At 65.4% G+C, this 18,660-nt stretch carries 19 protein-coding genes; 10 read left to right on the top strand and 9 right to left on the bottom strand.

Translation table 11 applies throughout. From position 1 onward, the window contains the following. Nucleotides 1-106: 106 nt before the first annotated feature. Both chrA and ABIB95_RS15115 read right to left on the bottom strand, forming a co-directional pair. Nucleotides 107-1,492 carry a chromate efflux transporter gene (gene chrA, locus ABIB95_RS15120; protein ID WP_354240340.1) on the bottom strand — a complete coding sequence of 462 codons (1,386 nt, stop codon included), beginning with the start codon at nucleotides 1,490-1,492 and terminating at the stop codon, nucleotides 107-109. After that, entirely contained in the window at nucleotides 1,492-2,310 is an 819-nt protein-coding gene (locus tag ABIB95_RS15115; protein WP_354240338.1) for a chromate resistance protein ChrB domain-containing protein, read from the bottom strand. Before ABIB95_RS15115 ends, chrA begins: the two co-directional genes overlap by 1 nt. A 194-nt stretch (nucleotides 2,311-2,504) precedes the next feature. Between ABIB95_RS15115 and dmeF the strand changes: the two genes are divergently transcribed. From dmeF to ABIB95_RS15100, 3 genes are all read left to right on the top strand, one after another. Further along, nucleotides 2,505-3,467: a CDF family Co(II)/Ni(II) efflux transporter DmeF gene (gene dmeF / locus ABIB95_RS15110; protein WP_354240336.1), complete on the top strand. Its 963-nt coding sequence runs from the start codon at nucleotides 2,505-2,507 to the stop codon at nucleotides 3,465-3,467. 86 nt (nucleotides 3,468-3,553) lie between these two features. Further along, nucleotides 3,554-4,387, top strand: a complete 834-nt coding sequence (locus tag ABIB95_RS15105; protein ID WP_354240334.1) for an N-acyl homoserine lactonase family protein — start codon at nucleotides 3,554-3,556, stop codon at nucleotides 4,385-4,387. Between the two features lie 81 nt (nucleotides 4,388-4,468). Then, entirely contained in the window at nucleotides 4,469-5,347 is an 879-nt protein-coding gene (locus tag ABIB95_RS15100) for a DMT family transporter (RefSeq protein ID WP_354240332.1), read from the top strand. Here the strand turns inward: ABIB95_RS15100 and ABIB95_RS15095 are convergent. Together ABIB95_RS15095 and ABIB95_RS15090 are read right to left on the bottom strand one after the other, a co-directional pair. Next, entirely contained in the window at nucleotides 5,344-5,535 is a 192-nt protein-coding gene (locus ABIB95_RS15095) for a hypothetical protein (RefSeq protein WP_354240330.1), read from the bottom strand. The genes ABIB95_RS15100 and ABIB95_RS15095 overlap by 4 nt on opposite strands. A 31-nt stretch (nucleotides 5,536-5,566) precedes the next feature. Beyond that, complete coding sequence (locus ABIB95_RS15090) at nucleotides 5,567-6,724, bottom strand: MFS transporter (RefSeq protein ID WP_354240705.1); 1,158 nt, start codon at nucleotides 6,722-6,724, stop codon at nucleotides 5,567-5,569. Nucleotides 6,725-6,899: 175 nt separating this feature from the next. Here ABIB95_RS15090 and ABIB95_RS15085 point away from each other — a divergent pair, with 175 nt between their 5' ends. Beyond that, entirely contained in the window at nucleotides 6,900-8,159 is a 1,260-nt protein-coding gene (locus ABIB95_RS15085) for an adenylate/guanylate cyclase domain-containing protein (protein ID WP_038943265.1), read from the top strand. On the opposite strand, the gene ABIB95_RS15080 is transcribed toward ABIB95_RS15085, so the two are convergent. After that, complete coding sequence (locus ABIB95_RS15080) at nucleotides 8,156-8,719, bottom strand: pyridoxamine 5'-phosphate oxidase family protein (RefSeq protein WP_354240328.1); 564 nt, start codon at nucleotides 8,717-8,719, stop codon at nucleotides 8,156-8,158. The genes ABIB95_RS15085 and ABIB95_RS15080 overlap by 4 nt on opposite strands. A gap of 160 nt (nucleotides 8,720-8,879) precedes the next feature. On the opposite strand from ABIB95_RS15080, the gene pdxR reads away from it, so the two are divergent. Continuing rightward, nucleotides 8,880-10,364, top strand: a complete 1,485-nt coding sequence (gene pdxR / locus ABIB95_RS15075) for a MocR-like pyridoxine biosynthesis transcription factor PdxR (RefSeq protein ID WP_354240326.1) — start codon at nucleotides 8,880-8,882, stop codon at nucleotides 10,362-10,364. On the opposite strand, the gene ABIB95_RS15070 is transcribed toward pdxR, so the two are convergent. Beyond that, entirely contained in the window at nucleotides 10,361-11,605 is a 1,245-nt protein-coding gene (locus ABIB95_RS15070; protein WP_354240324.1) for an MFS transporter, read from the bottom strand. The genes pdxR and ABIB95_RS15070 overlap by 4 nt on opposite strands. A 166-nt stretch (nucleotides 11,606-11,771) precedes the next feature. On the opposite strand from ABIB95_RS15070, the gene ABIB95_RS15065 reads away from it, so the two are divergent. Next, a complete protein-coding gene (locus ABIB95_RS15065; protein ID WP_354240322.1) occupies nucleotides 11,772-13,124 on the top strand; it encodes an Nramp family divalent metal transporter in 1,353 nt (450 codons plus the stop codon). Nucleotides 13,125-13,254: 130 nt separating this feature from the next. On the opposite strand, the gene ABIB95_RS15060 is transcribed toward ABIB95_RS15065, so the two are convergent. From ABIB95_RS15060 to hemB, 3 genes are all read right to left on the bottom strand, one after another. Beyond that, the gene (locus tag ABIB95_RS15060; RefSeq protein ID WP_354240320.1) at nucleotides 13,255-14,031 is read right to left on the bottom strand and encodes an arginyltransferase; all 777 of its coding nucleotides are present in this window, start codon (nucleotides 14,029-14,031) and stop codon (nucleotides 13,255-13,257) included. Between the two features lie 130 nt (nucleotides 14,032-14,161). Continuing rightward, entirely contained in the window at nucleotides 14,162-14,701 is a 540-nt protein-coding gene (locus ABIB95_RS15055) for an RDD family protein (RefSeq protein WP_063982851.1), read from the bottom strand. A gap of 275 nt (nucleotides 14,702-14,976) precedes the next feature. Beyond that, nucleotides 14,977-16,038: a porphobilinogen synthase gene (gene hemB / locus ABIB95_RS15050; RefSeq protein ID WP_247302108.1), complete on the bottom strand. Its 1,062-nt coding sequence runs from the start codon at nucleotides 16,036-16,038 to the stop codon at nucleotides 14,977-14,979. A gap of 138 nt (nucleotides 16,039-16,176) precedes the next feature. Here hemB and ABIB95_RS15045 point away from each other — a divergent pair, with 138 nt between their 5' ends. From ABIB95_RS15045 to ABIB95_RS15030, 4 genes are all read left to right on the top strand, one after another. Beyond that, entirely contained in the window at nucleotides 16,177-16,680 is a 504-nt protein-coding gene (locus tag ABIB95_RS15045) for a DUF6163 family protein (protein ID WP_354240318.1), read from the top strand. A 521-nt stretch (nucleotides 16,681-17,201) separates the two neighbouring features. Then, nucleotides 17,202-17,720 carry a transcriptional regulator LdtR gene (gene ldtR / locus ABIB95_RS15040; protein ID WP_011087797.1) on the top strand — a complete coding sequence of 173 codons (519 nt, stop codon included), beginning with the start codon at nucleotides 17,202-17,204 and terminating at the stop codon, nucleotides 17,718-17,720. 199 nt (nucleotides 17,721-17,919) lie between these two features. Beyond that, nucleotides 17,920-18,156 carry a hypothetical protein gene (locus ABIB95_RS15035; RefSeq protein WP_028152498.1) on the top strand — a complete coding sequence of 79 codons (237 nt, stop codon included), beginning with the start codon at nucleotides 17,920-17,922 and terminating at the stop codon, nucleotides 18,154-18,156. A 37-nt stretch (nucleotides 18,157-18,193) separates the two neighbouring features. Continuing rightward, nucleotides 18,194-18,415, top strand: a complete 222-nt coding sequence (locus tag ABIB95_RS15030) for a hypothetical protein (RefSeq protein ID WP_008131709.1) — start codon at nucleotides 18,194-18,196, stop codon at nucleotides 18,413-18,415. Nucleotides 18,416-18,660: the final 245 nt, after the last annotated feature.

Genomic DNA, 18,660 nt, shown 5'->3' with positions numbered 1-18,660 from the left:
GCGGAAGGTCGCATCGATGCGATCCATACAAGTTTTGGTAGAGCGTGGCGCAAATGTCACGCAATGAGGTTGCGGCCTGAGGATGACAGCTCGATGAAGCTGCTGCTCAGATCACCCCCGCCAGCCGGAATGCCACGCCCGCGGCGCAGCTGCCGGCGAGCACGGTGAGCATGCCGAGCTTGAAGCGGAAGATCGCGGTCGCGGCCGCGATCGACAGCAGCAGCGCCGGGACGTCAACGCTCGTCAGCACCGGCCTGTCGAAGGACAGCGGGAAGGCGTGCACCGGCACGGTCTCGCGGAACAGCGTGTGCAGCGCGAACCAGATCGAGAGGTTAAGGATCACGCCGACGACGGCGGCGGTGATCGCGCTGAGTGCGCCGGCGAGGCCCGTGTTGCCGCGCAGGCGCTCGATGTAGGGGGCGCCGACGAAGATCCAGAGGAAGCAGGGGGTGAACGTGACCCAGGTCGCAAGCAGTCCGCCGAGCGTCGCTGCAAGCATCGGCGACAGGCCGCTTGGATCGCGATAGGCGGCCATGAAGCCAACGAACTGAAGCACCATGATCAGCGGACCCGGCGTGGTCTCGGCCATGCCGAGACCGTCGAGCATCTCGTGCGGCTTCAGCCAGTGATAATGCTCGACCGCCTGCTGGGCGACATAGGCCAGCACCGCATAAGCGCCGCCGAACGTGACCAGCGCCATCTTCGAGAAGAACAGCGCGATCTGGCTGAACACGCTGGCCTGCCCGAGGATTAAAAGCAGCGCGATCACCGGCACCAGCCAGAGCGCGAGCCAGAGCGCACCGACGCGGATCGCGCGTGCGGTGTTGGGGCGCACATGCTCGGGAACGGCTTCGCCGAGCATGCTGTCGATCACGGCGGTGCTGCCGCCGGGGCCGTGGGCCGCCGGGGCAAACTCCGGACGGCCGGCTCGCGCGCCGACATATCCGATCACGCCGGCGGCGATGATGATGATCGGGAAGGGGACCGCGAAGAAGAAGATCGCGACGAAGGCGATTGCGGCGAGTGCAATCATGATGCGGTTCTTCAACGCGCGCTTGCCGACGCGCACCACGGCTTCGAGGACGATGGTCAGCACGGCCGCCTTCAGCCCGAAGAACAGCGCCTCGACGAAGCTGACATTGCCGAAAGCCGCGTAGATATAGCTGAGGCCCATGATGGCGATGATGCCGGGCAGGATGAAGAGCCCGCCCGCCATCAGGCCGCCGGCGGTGCGATGCATCAGCCAGCCGACATAGGTGGCCAGCTGCTGCGCCTCCGGTCCGGGCAAGAGCATGCAGTAGTTCAGCGCATGCAGGAATCGTCCTTCGGAGATCCAGTTCTTCTCCTCGACCAGAATGCGGTGCATCACCGCGATCTGGCCCGCGGGCCCGCCAAAGCTCAGGCAGGCGACGCGGAGCCAGACACGGAAGGCTTCGCCGAAGCTGATGCCGTGACCGGCATCAGCTCCCGTTGGATTGGCGCGGGTGTCCATCACGCCTTCACCTTGTTGGTCGGCCAGTTGTGGGTCTCGGCCGTCGCGTCGCGGCACCAGCGGTAGAAGGCGTCGTAGAGCGTCATGCCGGCTTCGAGCTGCTCGAGATCGTCATCGTACATCCGCGACAGCCCGAGCGAGGCCGCGAGCAGGCCGGGCGCTTCCGGCGCGAGGTCCGGCCGCGCGGTGTCGGCGCCACGGACCAGCGTGGCAAGCCGCAGCAGGGGCGGTGTTGCAATCCCGAACTCCTCGATCATCACGTCGAAGGTGCAGAGCTCGCCGCGGTGACTCCAGAACACGTTCTCGATGTCGAACGGCGCCGCGTTGAAGCGCTCGCCCACGGCGACGACCTCGGACGGCGCGACATACAGGAACACCGCGTTGGGATCGACAAAGCGGCGGATCAGCCAGGGGCAGGCGATGCGGTCGACCTTGGGCCGCGCCCGCGTCACCCAGACGGTGCGCCCCTTAGCGTCGCGCGGCGGCAGTTTTGCAGCATCGACCAGCGGCAGCTTTGCGTTCTTCCAGCCCTCGAAACCGCCTTCCAGCGTCTCGGCCTGCACGCCGAGCTGGCGCAGCCAGGCGGCCGTGCCCTGTGCGAGCTTTTCGCCGCGCAGGCAGGCGACGATGGCGGAACGGCCGGAGAATTCGCCGCCCCAATCCGGAACGTTGTCGTGGCTGAGCTTGATCGAGCCGGGAATCAGTCGCCGGTCGGCGGCAAAATCCTCGTCGGTGCGCACGTCGATCAGGACAGGTGCGTTCGCCGTGCCGATCAGCCGTGCCAATTTGTCAGATGATATCGTTGTGTAGGAAGACATGATGCGCCCTCGTAAGAACAAACGGGACGCGATACTTGGGCTTGTCGCCTCGTGGGGAGATCGCTCAGTCCCCATGAGCGTCATTACAACGAAACCGCCCCGGGCTGTCAATCGGCTCGTTGACTTGATTTTGCCCGGACATTCCGCAGGTCTATATTGCGGGTCAACGGACCGGACCTTTCGGAGACTTTTCGATGCATTCCCATTCGATCGAGCAATGGACCCATGACCACGCCTTTCTCGGCGAGAAGCACGACGAGAACGAGCGGCGCACCTGGCTCGTGGTCGTCCTGACCCTGGTCATGATGGTCGGCGAGATCGTTGCCGGCTCGCTGTTCGGCTCGATGGCGCTTTTGGCCGACGGCTGGCACATGGGCACGCATGCGGCCGCGCTCGGCATTACCGCTTTCGCCTACCGTTTCGCGCGCCGGCACCTGGGGAATGCGCATTTCACCTTTGGCACGGGCAAGTTCGGCGATCTCGCCGCCTTCTCCAGCGCGATCATCCTGGGCCTGATCGCGGTCGAGATCGCCTATGAGAGTGTGCTGCGGCTGTTCACGCCGGTGCCGATCGTCTATGGCGAGGCCATCGCGGTCGCCGCCCTCGGCCTTTGCGTCAACCTCGCCAGCGCGTGGCTGCTGCGCGACAGCCATGATCACCATCATCACGGCCATGACCACGGCCATGGGCATGCGCATGATGATCACGACGATCACGGTCATCACCACCATCATCACGACAACAATCTTCGTGCGGCCTATGTCCACGTCATGGCCGATGCGGCGACCTCGGTGCTGGCGATCGCAGCGCTGGTGGTCGCGATGTATTCGGGATGGGTCTGGGCCGATCCGGCCGTCGGCCTGATCGGCAGCGCCGTGATCGCGAGCTGGGCGTTCGGCCTGGTCAAGTCATCAGGCGCGGTGCTGCTCGACGTGCGCGCCGACGAGAAGCTCGAACGCACCATCCGCGCCCGCATGGAGGTCGGAGAGGACCGCGTCACCGACCTGCATCTCTGGCAGGTCGGGCCCGGCCATTGCGCCGTGCTGGTCTCCGTGGTGTCGGACAAGCCGAAGCAGCCGGCCGTCTACAAGAAGCGGCTCGCTGGGCTGAAGGGCCTGAGCCACGTCACGGTCGAGGTCGAGACCTGCCCGCATTGATGTGATCTGCCGAAACGGAATTCGGCGGCGCGGCCGGGGTTGATCCTCGGTCGCAGCCATACACGGCTCTGCAAGAGGGACCAAGGATGATGCCCAGGATCAAGTTTGCTCTCGCCGTTGCCGCGCTGGCTCTGTCCGGCCACGCGGCCGTTGCGCGGTCCGAGAAATCGGGCGTCGAAAAGCTCTACGTCCTCAATTGCGGGGAGGGCACCGCCGGGGACATCTCGCGCTGGACGCCCGGCCTGAACGAGGGCAAGGCGATGGATTTCGTCGACAGCTGTTATCTCATCAAGCACAGCAGCAAGGGCTGGTTCCTGTGGGACACCGGCATCGCCGATGCCGTCGCCGCCATGCCGAATGGCCTGGTCCCCGCCGATCCCAAGGCCGTCACCTGGCGCCGGCCGAAGACGCTTGCCGCCCAGCTCGAACAGCTCGGCCTCAAGCCGGATGACGTCAAGGCGATGGCGGTGTCGCACACGCATCCTGATCACACCGGCAATGTCGAGCTGTTCCCGCAGGCCATGCTCTACGTGCAGAAGGCCGAATATGACTGGCCCGGCGCCAACAACGAACCGCGCTTCAAGCCCTCGCATCCGGTCGAGTTGCTCGCGGGTGACAAGGACGTGTTCGGCGACGGCAGCGTGACCATCCTGTCGACGCCCGGCCACACGCCGGGACACCAGTCGCTGCTGGTGAAACTGCCGAAAACCGGGGCGGTGGTGCTGTCGGGCGACGCCGTCCACTTCAAGGACAATTGGGACAACCGCCGCGTCCCCAGCATGAACGCCAACAAGGACCAGAGCGCGGCGTCGATGCAGAAGATCGCCGACACGCTGACCAAGGAGAAGGCGCAGCTCTGGATCAACCACGACAAGGCCCAGCGCGACAGCCAGAAGATGGCGCCTGAGTTTTACGACTAACGTTTGCGCCGAGGCTGCTGCCATGACGCTGGCAGCAGCAGCGTGCTACGGCCCGGGAAAGCTCCGCGACAGGAGATGATCGTGGGAGAGTGGGCCGGGGTTGCGATCGCGCTGGCGTCCAGCAGCCTCGGCGGCACCGCCGCGGCGATCACCCGCTATCTCGTCGGTGGCGCCGATCCGGTTCTGCTCGCGATCCTGCGCTGGGGGGGCGGCTTTCTCTGCCTCCTGCCGTGTGCGCTCCTGCTCGGCGTACGCTGGCCGCAGCGGCCCGACTGGCCGGCGGTGGCGCTGCTCGGCATCTGCTTCTTCGGCCTGTTCTTCATCCTCTACAATATCGCGGTGTCCTACACGACCGCCGCGCGCGCCAGTCTCGCGCTGGCGACGCTGCCGCTCCACACCATGGTCGTCGGTGCGATCCTCGGCGTCGAGCGGTTGACGGCGCGCAAGATCATTGGCGTTGGCATCGCCGTGCTCGGTGTGACAGCCGCGCTGGCAGCGGGGCTTGCCCAGAGCCCGCCCGGCGCCTGGCGCGGCGAACTGATCATGACCGGTGCCGTGTTCTGCATGGCGTTCTACAACGTGCTGTCGCGCCCGCTGATGCAGCGCTCCAGCGCATTGGGTTTTCTCACCGTCGGCATGGGCGCGGGCGCCGCCGTGCTGGTGCTGGCGGGGTTCGTGAAGGGCAGCTTTGCGGCGCTCGATCATTTCACGACAGCGCAGTGGATCGCCGGCATCTATCTCGGCATCGGCGGCGGCGCGCTCGCCTTCATCCTCTGGGTGATGGCGCTGGCGCGGGCGACGCCGACCCGCGTTGCCAATACCATGACGGTCAATCCGATTGCCGCGACCTTGCTGGCGGCGCTGCTCATCGGCGAGCCGATCACGGCAAACCTTCTGATCGGGCTAGTTGCTGTGTTCGCCGGCATCTGGATCGCGACCAGCCAGGCGAAGCCGGCCTAGTTGCGCGGTGCCGCGACCGGGGGCGGGCTGGCGTCCGGTGTCTTCTTCGGCTTGAGCGTGCCGGCGTAGAACGAGAGCAGCCAGACCAGGATGATGGCGAGGAGATAGACGCCCCAGGCCTGTGGCGGCGTGGTTGCCCAGCGCAGCAGGCCTTTGAAAGTGCGGGGCGGGCTGTTGTCTTCGCTCATGGCCCGCTTGTGCGCGAAAGCGGCTGCGCGGTCAATCCGGGCGCCGTTCGGCGCGGATCATGAACAGCGCGGCCAGCGCCGAGAGGCTGAGCGCGGAGGAGACCATCAACACCTTGGCGCCCATGACGTCGATGAGCAGGCCGAAGGCCAGCGGCGCCACCGCCTGCGCCATCCGTGCCGGCGCGCCGATGATGCCGAGGCGGTAGCCGAAATCCTTCGGACCGAAGATCGACAGCGGCAGCGTGCCGCGCGCGATCGTGAGAATGCCGTTGCCCGAGCCGTGGAGCAGCGCAAACGCGGTTGCGGCGGGCGCGCCGAAGATGGCGACGACGGCGGCGCCGAGGGGGTGGGTGACGCAGGCAAGGCGCGTCGACCACAGCGGATGGAAGCGGCTCAGAAAGCCCGCTTCGAGAATGCGCGCGGCCACCTGTGCGGGACCGATCAGCGCGCCGGCGGCGATGGCCTCGACATGCGTCGCGCCCATGGCCTCCAGCAGGCGCGGGAAATGGACGGCCATTGCGCCGGTGACGGTCCAGACCGCCGCGAACACGAAGGCGAGCAGCACCATGGTGCGGTCGAGCGGCAGATGCGGCTTCTCGGCCGTCGCCGCGGCCTGCTTGGCGCCCTTGATCGCCGGCAGCATGAAGAAGTTCAGGGGCAGGCCGATCAGGATGTTGGCGGCCGCCCAGGCAAAACAGGTCTCGCGCCAGCCGATATGGGACAGGCCCCAGGCGGTGAGGGGCCAGCCGACGGTCGAGGCGAAGCCTGCCATCAGCGTGATGCCGGTGATAGGCCTGCGCGCCTCGGTGCCGTAGATGCGGCTGAGCGCGGCGAAGGCGGCGTCATAGAGCCCCATCGCCATGCCGATGCCGAGCACGAGCCACGCGAACGCCATCACCGCCAATGAGTGCGAGAGGCCGAGCAGGACGAGACCGGCGGCCATCGTCAGGTTCGAGACCGACAGCACCTGCCGGCCCCCGAACAGATCGATCTGCCGCCCGATGCGCGGGCCGAGCATCGCCGAGATCACCAGCGAGGCCGAGAACGCGCCAAAGATCCAGTTGGAGGAGACGCCGAGGTCGCGCGCCATGGGATCGGCGAGCAGCGCCGGCAGGTAGTAGCTGGAAGCCCAGGCCAGGGTCTGCGTGGTGCCGAGCGCCAGGATGATTGGAAGCTGGCGCTGGCTCATCTCGGTGCGATGCTGGTCGCGGTGTGTGGCGGTGTCATCGGTTGCATTTGCGGCCCGCGGCGAGAGTGCGTCAACAGCGTCCGCGACATATTCGATCTGCTGCGGACGGGAGCCTTGGTTGCGCACGGTTCGCGCGTGGCCTTTCGCTCGTCACGAATGCACGCCATAATGGCGCATGCAATTGACCTCGCGCCTCGCGCTGATGAACTGGCTGACCGGCCAAGGGCTGACGGGCTTGCCCGAAAACGAGCTACTCCGCGGCTTCTGCGAGCGCTGCCGCGCCGAAGGGCTGGAACTCTCGCGCGGGCTCGTCGTGATCGACACGCTGCATCCGATCTATGAGGGCCGCGGCTTCCGGTGGAGCGACCGGCAGAGCAACGAGAGCGATGTGTTCGAATACGGTTCGACCGCCGAAGGCGATGCCGCCAAGAGCTGGCGCCGCTCGGTGTTCTTCCACATGCTCGAGCACGGTGAGGACGAGAGGGTGATCGACCTTGCCGACGCGCCGTCGATGGATTTCTCACAGATCGGCGAGCTCGCGGAAAAAGGCCACAAGCACTATCTCGCCTTCGTGCATCGCTTCGGCGAGAACGGCGCGCTCGGCCTGATGGATTGCCTCTATTCCTGCTGGACCACGCGCCGCGACAGCGGCTTCTCCGAACCCGAGCTCGAAGCTCTGCGCGATCTCGTGCCGGTGCTGGGGCTCGCGATCAAGTCGGCGCAGCAGGTCGACATCGCGCGAACCCTCGGCCGCGTCTATCTCGGCCGCGATGCCTCCGCGCAGGTGCTGGGCGGGCGCATCACGCGCGGCGTCACCGAGCGCATCAACGCCGTGCTGTGGTATTCGGACTTGCGCGGCTCGACCGGGATCAGCGAGAGCATCGGCCCCGACGAGATCATCCCGTTCCTCAACGACTATGCCCAGGCCGTGATCGACGCGATCCACGATGCCGGCGGCGACGTGCTGAAGCTGATCGGCGATGGCGTGCTCGCGATGTTCTGGGGGGAGGACATGTCGGACGCGCGGCGCGCTGCGCTGCGCGCCGAGCATCTGTTCCGCAAGAACGTCGCTGCGCTGAACAAGCGGCGGGAGGCCGATGGCCGTCCCACAACGTCGGCCTATATCGGCCTGCATGTCGGCGAGGTCTTTTACGGCAATATCGGCAGCGCGGATCGGCTCGACTTCACCGTCGTTGGCCCCACCGTCAACGAGGTCAGCCGCATCGCCTCGATGAGCCGCTCGGTCGACCGCGAGCTGCTGGCCTCGGCCGAGTTCTACAAGGGCCTGGACGCCGCCGGCCGCCGCTACCTCGTCTCCACCGGACGCTACGCGCTGCGCGGCATCGGCCGCGCGCAGGACCTCTACACGCTCGATCCCGAGGTCGATACGAGCGAGCCGGTGACCGGGAGCTACGAGCGGTATCTGGCGAATTAGCGGCGGATCGTAGGGGCCGAGACATTGGGCGTTTTCGTTCGATCCTTGGCGGGCCATTGTTCGGAAAGCGGCGGCATTGAAGTCTCCTTGCCGGTCATGCGCTCAACGGCGACGGCGTAGACGGTGATGACGTCGAGCCGCGGGAAGAACCCCTTCGGTCGCGTCGTATCCGGCTTGCCGTACTTGGCCATCAACGTTTCGCAGAACCGCTGCTTGATGCCCGTGTCGCCCACGACCCTGATGCGGCCGAACAGGCATATGCTTCGATAGGCGAGACCGGAATCGCATTCGAACCGGCCATAGTCGAAGACACCTTCGTGCTCATCGATCTCGATGCAGACGCGGGGATCTCGCTCGATGTTTGCGCGCAGATGTCCCCGGGCGGCCGTCGTGTGCAGATACACCTCACCGTCGAGCCAGAGATAGAGGAGCGGGATACAGTAGGGAAAGCCGTCCTCGCTGACTGTCGCAATATGGCCGGCATATCCGCGTGCCAGCATCTCCAGAATCCGCTCCTGCGACATGGCGCGGTCCTCGCGACGGATTTGCGGTGAACTCATGGTGCAAGGCGCTCCGCGCCGCGATCCGAATGAGCGGACATTTCAGGTTTCCTTGTTATCCGAAACAGGATAGAAAAATAGTGGTCTTGAGCAAAGGTCCACTTGGCCCTATTGCGGCATACCACTTCCCGACGTGCGCTCACCTGTCGGACGAGGACCCGTGAAGAGCAGGCAGAGCTGGGCAGAACTCTATTCCTTCAGCCTCGACCGCACGGCGGAGGCGCCGGTATTCCGCCAAATCTACCTCGAGCTACGATCGGCAATTCTGTCCGGAGCGCTTCGTCCGGCGGCCAAGTTGCCCTCGACGCGCGACCTTGCGGCGCAGCTCGGTGTCTCGCGTACCGCAGTTGTTTCGGCTTTCGAGCAGCTGCTAGCCGAAGGTTATGCCTTCGGCAGGAAGGGGGCGGGGACTTACGTTGCGTCCGATCTGCCTGAACCGTTTGCCGCGCCCCACGGCCGTAAGACGCGGGCGGCACCGGCCGCGGCAGGCGCGGCCTCCTTCCACGGCCTCGGCGATTTCGTCGATGTGACGACGCAGAATGACGAGCGTCCCTTCAACCTGGGTCGCACGCTGTTGGATGCACGTAGCGCCGAATTGTGGCGCAAACTCACGGCGCGCACGCTGCGATCGTTTGAGCGACATCATCTCGGCTATGGCGATCCGCGTGGCTTGCTGGAACTGCGCAAGTCGGTTTGCGACTATCTTCGGGCCGCACGCGGCGTGCGCTGCGAGGTCGACCAGATCGTGATCACCGCCGGCACGCAGCAAGCCGTGGACATCGTCGCACGTGTCATGCCCGGGCCGGACAAGGAGGTCTGGATCGAAGACCCCGGCTATACCCTGACCCGTCTTACGCTCGCTGCGTCGGGCGCGAAGGTTTGCGCCATCCCGGTTGACCAGCACGGCGTCAACGTCACGGAAGGGATCCGCCGCGCCCCGAAGGCGCGCGCAGTTTTCATAACGGCCTCGCATCAGTTTCCGACAGGCGTTCCCCTGTCGATGGCGCGCCGCCTCGAACTTCTCGCCTGGGCCCGCGAGTCCGGCGCCTGGATCATCGAGGACGATTACGCCAGCGAATTCCGCTACGGCGGCCGTCCCCTCGCTTCGCTTCAAGGCCTGGATGAGGCCGGCCGTGTCATTTACGTCGGAACGCTCAACAAGGCGCTCTTCCCGGGACTGCGGCTTGGCTACGCCCTGCTGCCACACCCGCTGGTGCGGAATTTCGTTGCCGCGCGCTATCTGATCGACCGTCAACCGTCGAGCCTCTGCCAATCCGTTGCCGCGGCCTTCATGGAAGAGGGGCATTTCGCAGCCCACATCCGCAGAATGCGGGAAGTGTACCGCCGCCAGCGCGATACCCTCGTTGCGGCACTGAGGCGGCGCCTGGGCGACCATTTGTCGGTCGAGCCGCCGGACCAGGGCATGCACCTGGTTGCCTACACGCGAAGGGGACTTTCCGACGTGAAGATCGAGCGGGCCGCTCGCGACCACGGCGTCACCGTTCGCGCGATGAGCCGCCACTATATCGAGGCGCCGGCGCAGTCGGCGCTGATGCTGGGCTTTAGCGGCTACCCGCAGCAGACCATTGCGCCGGCGGTCGCCCGACTGGCGCGGGCCATCGCCGCTGATTGGGTACCGGACTAGCACCGCGCCGGCACTTCATCCCCCACCATGGCCGGCTGCCGGTCCAGCGCCGCTGCAGGCGACAGCCAGATCACCAGCGCCTGCACGCCGAACACGGCGGCTGCGAGATACAGGCAGGCTTCCGCGCTCCAGAGGCCGCCGACGATCGCGCCCAGTGCCGAGCCGAGCGGGCGAGCGCCGTAGCTCATGATGTTGATGGCGGAGACGCGACCGAGCAGGCGCGGCGGCGTCACGGACTGGCGCAGGGTCGTGGTCGAAATCACCCACAGGATCGGCCCGACGCCGAGCAGGAAGAAGCTCAAGGCCGCGAGCCAGGGCGAGGGGACCAGCACCGTCAGCGCCATCACCACCGCGGCGACGAAACCCGTGACCGGGCCAAGGCCGACCACCGTGCCGAAGGCGATGCGCTTCATCACGCGCGTGGCGAACAGCGCGCCGATCACCATGCCGACCCCGTACATCGTCAGCACGGTGCCGACGCCTGCGGCCGTCAGGCCGAGATGGCGCACGGCATATGGCACGAACACGGCGATCTGGAGGAACCAGCCGGTGTTGAAGATGAACTGGGTGATGAACACCGGCCGCAGCAGCGGATGGTGGAACACGAAGGCCGCGCCCTCGCGGATGTCCTGGAACGGATGGCGCCGCGGCGAGGGCGTCCGGGTGGGCTCGTAGATCCCGGAGAGCAGCACGACAGCGATGGCCGAGAGCGCCGCGGCAAAGCCGAAGGCCGGGCTCGCGCCCCACCAGCCGACCAGCGCGCCGCCGAGCGCAGGCCCGCTTGCAAAGGCGATGGTGCGGGCGAGCTCGATGCGGGCATTTGCCGACGGCAACAGCTCCGCGCTCACCAGCGAGGGCACCAGGGCCGGCGCCGCCACGCTGTAGACGACCGTGCCGCATACGGCGGCAAAGCCGAGCAGAGCCAGCAGCGGCAAATTGAGGGCGCCAAGTGTAAGCAGCAGCACGATGGCCGCCAGCGCGACCGCGCGCAGCGCTTCGGCACCCGCCATCAGCGAGCGGCGGGAGATGCGGTCGGCGAGCAGGCCGGCCGGAATGGCGAACAGGACGAAGGGCAGGGTGAGGGCGGTCTGGAGCAGGCCGGTCTGGCCTTCCGCAACACCCAGCGTGAGCACGGCGACGATGGGGGCCGCGGCCAGCGCGATCTGCTCGGCCGATTGCGCCGCCAGGTTGGACCAGGCGAGGCGGTTGAAGGTGTCGGGGAGGCGAAGCGGGTTTGACATGGCGCATTTCCTGCAAAGTCGTGTTGGCGCCAGTATCCGCCCCCGAGGACGGCCAAACCCACCCGCTTCCCGACAGGGCGGCGGATAACCGCCGCGTCGGGACCTCATCGGCTAGATGCAGTTGCAAATGAGTTGCAATAAGCTTCGACTTCGGTATTCTGCTGATATGGATGCCCGCTCCCCCGATTTGACCCAAGATGCCGCCGGCTGGCGCACTGATGCGCCTGCTACCAAGAGCCTCGCCGAGGTGAACGCCACGATTGCCATCCCCACGGCGGGGGTGTGGTGGCGGCGATTCCTCGCCTTTGTCGGCCCCGGCTATCTGGTCTCGGTCGGCTACATGGACCCCGGCAACTGGGCGACCGACCTCGCCGGAGGGTCGAAGTTCGGCTACACGCTGCTTTCGGTCATCCTGCTCTCGAATTTGATGGCGATCCTGCTCCAGTCGCTGGCGGCGCGGCTCGGCATCGTCACCGACCGCGACCTCGCGCAGGCCTGCCGCGCGACCTATTCGCCGGCGGTGAACTTCCTGCTCTGGCTCGCCTGCGAGGCGGCGATCATCGCCTGCGATCTCGCCGAGGTCATCGGCACAGCGATCGCGCTCAAACTGCTGTTCGGCATTCCCCTGATCGGCGGTGCGCTGCTTGCCGCGCTCGATGCGTTCCTGCTGCTGCTCCTGATGAACCGCGGCTTTCGCTTTCTCGAAGCGTTCGTCATCGCGATGCTTGTCGTGATCGCGGTCTGCTTCGTGGTCCAGATCGTGGCCGCGGCGCCGCCGATGGCGGAAGTCCTGCACGGCTTCATGCCGAAGACCGAGATCTTCACCAATCCGGAAATGCTCTACATCGCGATCGGCATCATCGGCGCGACCGTGATGCCGCATAATCTCTATCTGCACTCCTCGATCGTGCAGACGCGTGCCTATGAGCGCAACGACACCGGCCGGCGCGAAGCGATCAAATGGGCGACGACGGACTCGACCATCGCCCTGATGCTGGCACTGTTCATCAATGCCGCGATCCTTGTCGTGGCAGCCGCGACCTTCCACAAGAGCGGCCATTCCGACGTCGCCGAGATCGGCCAGGCCTTCGAGCTGTTGTCGCCGCTGCTCGGCCTCGGTATCGCCTCGACGCTGTTTGCGATTGCGCTGCTCGCCTCGGGCCTGAACTCGACGGTGACGGCGACGCTCGCCGGCCAGATCGTGATGGAAGGTTTTCTCGACTTGCGTTTGCCGAGCTGGGCGCGGCGATTGCTGACGCGCGGCATCGCCATCGTTCCGGTGATCGTCGTCACCGCGATCTACGGCGAACGTGGCACAGCCGATCTGCTGGTGTTCAGCCAGGTCGTGCTGTCGATGCAGCTGCCCTTCGCCGTCATCCCGCTGGTGCGCTTCGTCTCGGATCGGCGCAAGATGGGGAAGTTCGCGATACCGCCATACGTCGCCGCGATCGCGTGGATCGTCGCGGGCGTGATCGTGGTTTTGAACGTGAAGTTGTTGGTGGATACACTGTTCGGGTAAGTGTTCGCCCAACACACCGCCGTCGTCGCCCGGCTTGACCGGGCGACCCAGTATTCCAGAGACGGTTGTGATTGAGCCGAGAAGCCGCGGCGTACTGGATGCCCCGGTCAAGCCGGGGCATGACAGCGAGCTAGTCCTGCGGCTCTGACGTCGCGTCACCTTGCGCATCGATGCGCAGCCAGCCGGAGGGCGCAAGGCGCTGCTGCGGCAGGAAGCGGGCCTTGTAGTCCATCTTCTTGGAGCCTTCGATCCAGTAGCCGAGGTAGACGTAGGGCAGGCCCTGACGTCGCGCCCGTGCGATATGGTCGAGGATCATGAAGGTGCCCATCGAGCGGCTGACCTGGCTGGGCTCGAAGAACGAATAGACCATCGACAGGCCGTCGCTGAGCACATCGGTCAGCGCAACCGCGATCAGCTCCTCACCGCGGCCCGTGATACCGCTGTCGGGGCCGCGCTTGCGGTACTCGATGATCCTGGTCTCGACATGGCTGTCCTCGACCATCATGGCGTAGTCGAGCACGGTCATGTCGGCCATGCCGCCATGGCGGTGGCGGGAGTCGAGATAGGCGCGGAACACCGAATATTGCTCGGAGGTCGGCACCGCACTGCGCTGCTCGCCGATGATGTCGGAGTTGCGCGCGATGACTTTCCGGAAGTTGCGGGAGGGGCGGAACTCGTTGGCGACCACCCGGACGGAGACGCAGGCGCGGCACTGGTCGCAGGCCGGCCGGTAGGCGATCGACTGGCTGCGGCGGAACCCGCCATGGGTCAGAAGGTCGTTGAGGTCGCCCGCGCGCTCCCCCACGAGGTGCGTAAACACCTTGCGCTCATGCCGGCCCGGCAGATACGGGCAGGGAGAGGGCGCCGTGAGGTAAAATTGGGGGGTGTCGCGCGAGTGCTGGGTCAAGGGACGTCGTGGGCCTCCAAAGTGGGCATTAACATCGCGCTACGAAGGCCCCCGGTCAATCGGTCTACTCGGCAGGTCAGATCAGTCAGTTTAGTCGGTCCTGGTTGATAGGTTCTTGATCATCAGGCTCTCAGTAGGTCCTTGCGGCCTGCGGCACGGGCGCGCGGACGGAATTGTTGATCACGACCGTTCCCAGCACGACATCATGCAGCAGGCGCCGGCGGCCGTTGAACAGCCCAACCAGCACCACGAAAGGTGTCAGGAACGAGACCGTCACCCAGAACAGCACGGCATGGGTGGCGCCGAGCACGAAATAGCCGGGCGCGCCGTACCAGGTGCGCAACTCCAGATCCATCAAGCGCATGCCGATCGTCGCGGACGACGGACCGCCGATGCAGGCACCATAATAGACGATGGCCCAAACAACGGAGGCCGGCCAGGCCAGCCAGAACAGCGCCCAGCCGATGCCGAGCGTGACGATGCCAAACAGCGCGATGAAGATGTAGCCGAGGATCACGGGAACGGAGATCACGACCATGTCGATCAGGAACGCGAACGCCCGCCGCGTTGCCACGCCACGGAACAATTCCGGGTGCAGATAGGGATCGAAGGCGTGCGGTTGCATGGCGCCGTCATTGCGCCAGGCATTGCCCGAGTCCGAATACGACATAGTCCGTTCTCCCAAGGGAAACTCCCGTGGCAGGACATGGGAGCAAGTCATCCCCGTGCCAAGGGCGTGCGGGCGTCAACAAGCCGAAATATTCCGGCAATTCGGGGGCGGGGCTGTTACCGCTGTCGTTCAGGGAAGGCGTCGTAGGGTGGGCAAAGGCGCGTTAGCGCCGTGCCCACCATCGTTCCGCGATCGTTAGCTGGCATGGTGGGCACGCTTCCGCCTTCGCTCTTCGAGCTACGGCGGACAAGCCGCTTGGCCCACCCCGCGATACCTTACGTTTGGCTTCGCAGCTTCTCCGCCACCTTCGGCGCAAAATAGCTGAGCACGCCGTCGGCGCCGGCGCGCTTGAACGCCAACAGGCTCTCCATCATCGCGCGCTCGCCGTCGAGCCAGCCATTGTTGGCGGCCGCTGCGATCATCGCGTATTCGCCGGAGACCTGGTAGGCGAAGGTCGGCATCGCAAAGGTGTCCTTCACGCGCCGGACCACGTCGAGATAGGGCATGCCGGGCTTCACCATCACCATGTCGGCGCCCTCGGAGATGTCGAGATCGACCTCGCGCAGCGCCTCGTCGGTGTTGGCGCTGTCCATCTGGTAGGTGCGCTTGTCGCCGGTGAGCGTCTTGGCCGAACCGATGGCGTCGCGGAACGGGCCGTAGAAGGCGGAGGCGTACTTGGCCGCATAGGCCATGATCTGCACGTCGAGCAGGCCAGAGCGGTCCAGCCCCTCGCGGATCGCGGCGACGCGGCCGTCCATCATGTCGGAGGGCGCGATGATGTCGCAGCCGGCTTCGGCCTGGACCAGCGCCTGACGCACCAGCACCGCGACCGTCTCGTCGTTCAAAATCTTGCCGTCGGAGATCAGGCCGTCATGGCCGTGGCTGGTGAAGGGATCGAGCGCGACGTCGCAGAGGATGCCGATGTCGGGAAACTCCTTCTTGATCGCGCGCACCGCCTGGCAGACCAGGTTGTTCGGATTGGTCGCTTCGGAGCCTTCCTCGTCGCGCAGGGACGGGTCGGTGTAGGGAAACAGCGCGAGGCAGGGGATGGTGAGCTTCATGGCGCGCTCGGCCTCGCGCACGGCCTGGTCGACGCTGAGGCGGTCGACGCCCGGCATCGAGGCGATCTGCTCGCGCTTGTTGTCACCGTCGATCAGGAACAGCGGCCAGATCAAATCGTCGGTGGTGAGCACGTTCTCGCGCACCATGCGCCGGGCCCATTCGGCCTTCCGGTTGCGGCGCGGGCGGACGGTCAGATCGAGGGCAGGGGAGGCACTGGCGCCATCCCGGCGCGAAACCTCGCGCAATTCGATCGGACGTCCGTATTTGATCGCCATCATTCTTCCTCCGGCTGGAATTATTCTTATACCAGCTCGCATGGTTCCCGCCACCGCGGCTTGACCTGCCGCAAGGCAAAATTGAAGTCACTCGGGCAGCCGATTGATTTTGCGGGGCGAAGCAGCCAGAAGGGGACCATGTCCGAAATCTCCACCCGCGATGCGGCCCGCGACGGCGCCAGTGCCAGGGACGCCGCCAGAGACAACGCCAGAGACAATGCGATGTCGGTGGCGGCGATCTCGTCGGAGCGCTCCGAGTCCGACGACAATGTCTGGACGCGCCGGCTCGTGCTGTTCCTGCGAGTGATGGCGCTGCTGTCGATTCTGAAGGGCCTCTATCACTGGGCCCAGGTCACAGGCTTCGTCGGCGGCGAGGACGAGGCGTTCGAGAACCAGTCGATGGCCTGGCAGGCCGCCACGGTCTATTTCGCCGTGATCGAGCTCGTTGCCGCGGTCGGCCTCTGGCTCGCGACGCCCTGGGGCGCGGTGGTGTGGCTGACGACCGTGGTGTCGATGGCGGTGATCGAACTGATGTTCCCGGGCATCTACGGCGGCAGCCTGATCGTCGTCGGTGTCGAAGCCTTCATGCTGGCCGCCTATCTCGCGCTCGCCTGGATGGCCGCGCGCGAGCGGCCGCCGTAGCGCGCTTGCGATTTCAACGCACACTCTCTCGTGCCCCGGACGCAGCGCAGCACGCAGTGATGCGCTGCTGAGCCGGGGCCCAGCTCTCCACGATCTCGTTTGCGGCTTCTGGGTCCCGGCTCTGCGCTCCGCTTCGCTGCGCTTGTCCGGGACACGAGAGCGGCATTTCCGAAGTCGTGGCTTGGTTGACCGTTGGTTGCCTAAAATTCGAGGTAACTTTTCATTGACTCCGTGCGTTCCGCCACAGCTCTTACGCGCCCGTTTCGAAACGGGGCGGCCCTGTACTGGAATGCGACAGAGGTGGCGGACGGAGGGTGAACAGGACCTTGCGAGGGTCAACAGACGGTTGCGAAAAGCCCTTGTGACACAGGCTTAATCCGCAATTCACTGTCTTAAATTCATGATCTCTTTATTCTCTTATTTAAGCCGATCTTCAAACGCCCCCCTTAAGTTGCACCTATCAGACGGAGCACAAGTTTCGTCGAATGAGTGTCGATAAAAACGACAACAGGGGAAGTGTCATGATGAAAGCCGTCGCAACTGCGGCAGATACCGCAGAGCGCGTCTCCGGCCAGCAGGGTTCGGTGCAGTCGCTCTATCTGGAAGCTTTGACTCTGGTGGAGCGGCTGCATCGCCGGCTCCTCGACGTCATCAAGGATGAATTCGATCGCCGCGGCCGTGCGGACATCAACTCGGTCCAGGCGCTCCTGCTCTACAACATCGGCGACAAGGAGCTGACCGCGGGCGAGCTGCGCACGCGCGGTTACTATCTCGGCTCCAACGTCTCCTACAATCTGAAGAAGCTCGTCGAGCTCGGCTTCCTCGATCATCAGCGCTCGCGCGTTGATCGCCGCTCGGTGCGCATCCGCCTGACCCCGCAGGGCCAGGAAGTCCGCCGCATCGTCGACTCCCTCTACCAGAAGCACGTCAAGACGGTGGAGCAGGTCGGCGGCATCTCGGGCGAGGAGTTCTCGACCCTCAACAAGTCGCTGCACCGCCTCGAGCGGTTCTGGACCGACCAGATCCTGTATCGTCTCTGAGTTCTTTACGACGGGACTTGGCCAAGCCGGCCCATAACAAGACCGGCAAGCCTCCCGAACGTGCCTGACCTCCCCAAGCGCGCCGGCCCGGCTCTGCCCGGACCGGTGCGTTTTGTCGTTTCGCGACTGCGAAATAATTACCCGGCCGGGCGGAACCAGTTCCCCGCACCGCAGTTGTTACTGCGGATCGGAGGATGCGATGCTGGTCGAGCGCGGGCTTCAGGCAATGAACGTCGAACTCGTGAGCGACGCCTATGCCATCGCAGCGAATTACCTCCGCCGCTCCGGCGCGATTCCCGACACGCTGGTCACCAACGAAAGCCTGCTCGAGATCATCATCAAGCTGCTCCAGCACGGCGAATTGAACAAGATCAGGCTCGCCAACAAGGCCATTGGCCGGTTCGAGGCCCAGTCCGGCGCCCGCGCGGTTGCCTGATCAAAACTCCCAAAATTCGACAGAACCAGAGGGTGACATGGAAGCTGCCATCGACCGCATCATGCAGACCTATGACCTGCTCGCGAACCGCACGTCCGCGGCGAGCGCGGAGGCGCGGGCCAAGGTCACGAACTATCTCAATACGTTGATGGAAGCTGGCGAGAAGGACACCCACAGGTTGACGGTGTGCGGACTGACCTATCTGCGCCAGCTCGACGGCAGCGTCGATCCCGTGAAGGCGGGGTATACCGGGCTATAGGGGGCAGGTCCGGCCCGCGTCGGCACGGATTTTAAGGTCCAAATCGGACCCTTCAGGACTGATCGGGGCGGACGGTTCAAGGAGCCGTCCTCTCGCCCGGATCCTTCAATCCCCACCATATCTTGCATAAATATCAGCCCCGACCCGCAAATACTTGGCCGGGGGCGGGTGATGTGGTAGATCGCGCTCGCCGCTTCCGATCGCCACACCAGACCGCCCGTAGCCCGCCAAAAGGCTGCGGCGGT

Source organism: Bradyrhizobium sp. LA2.1, assembly GCF_040547725.1.
GTDB classification, from domain to species: domain Bacteria; phylum Pseudomonadota; class Alphaproteobacteria; order Rhizobiales; family Xanthobacteraceae; genus Bradyrhizobium; species Bradyrhizobium barranii.
This window is presented reverse-complemented; position numbering and strand designations above follow the sequence as displayed.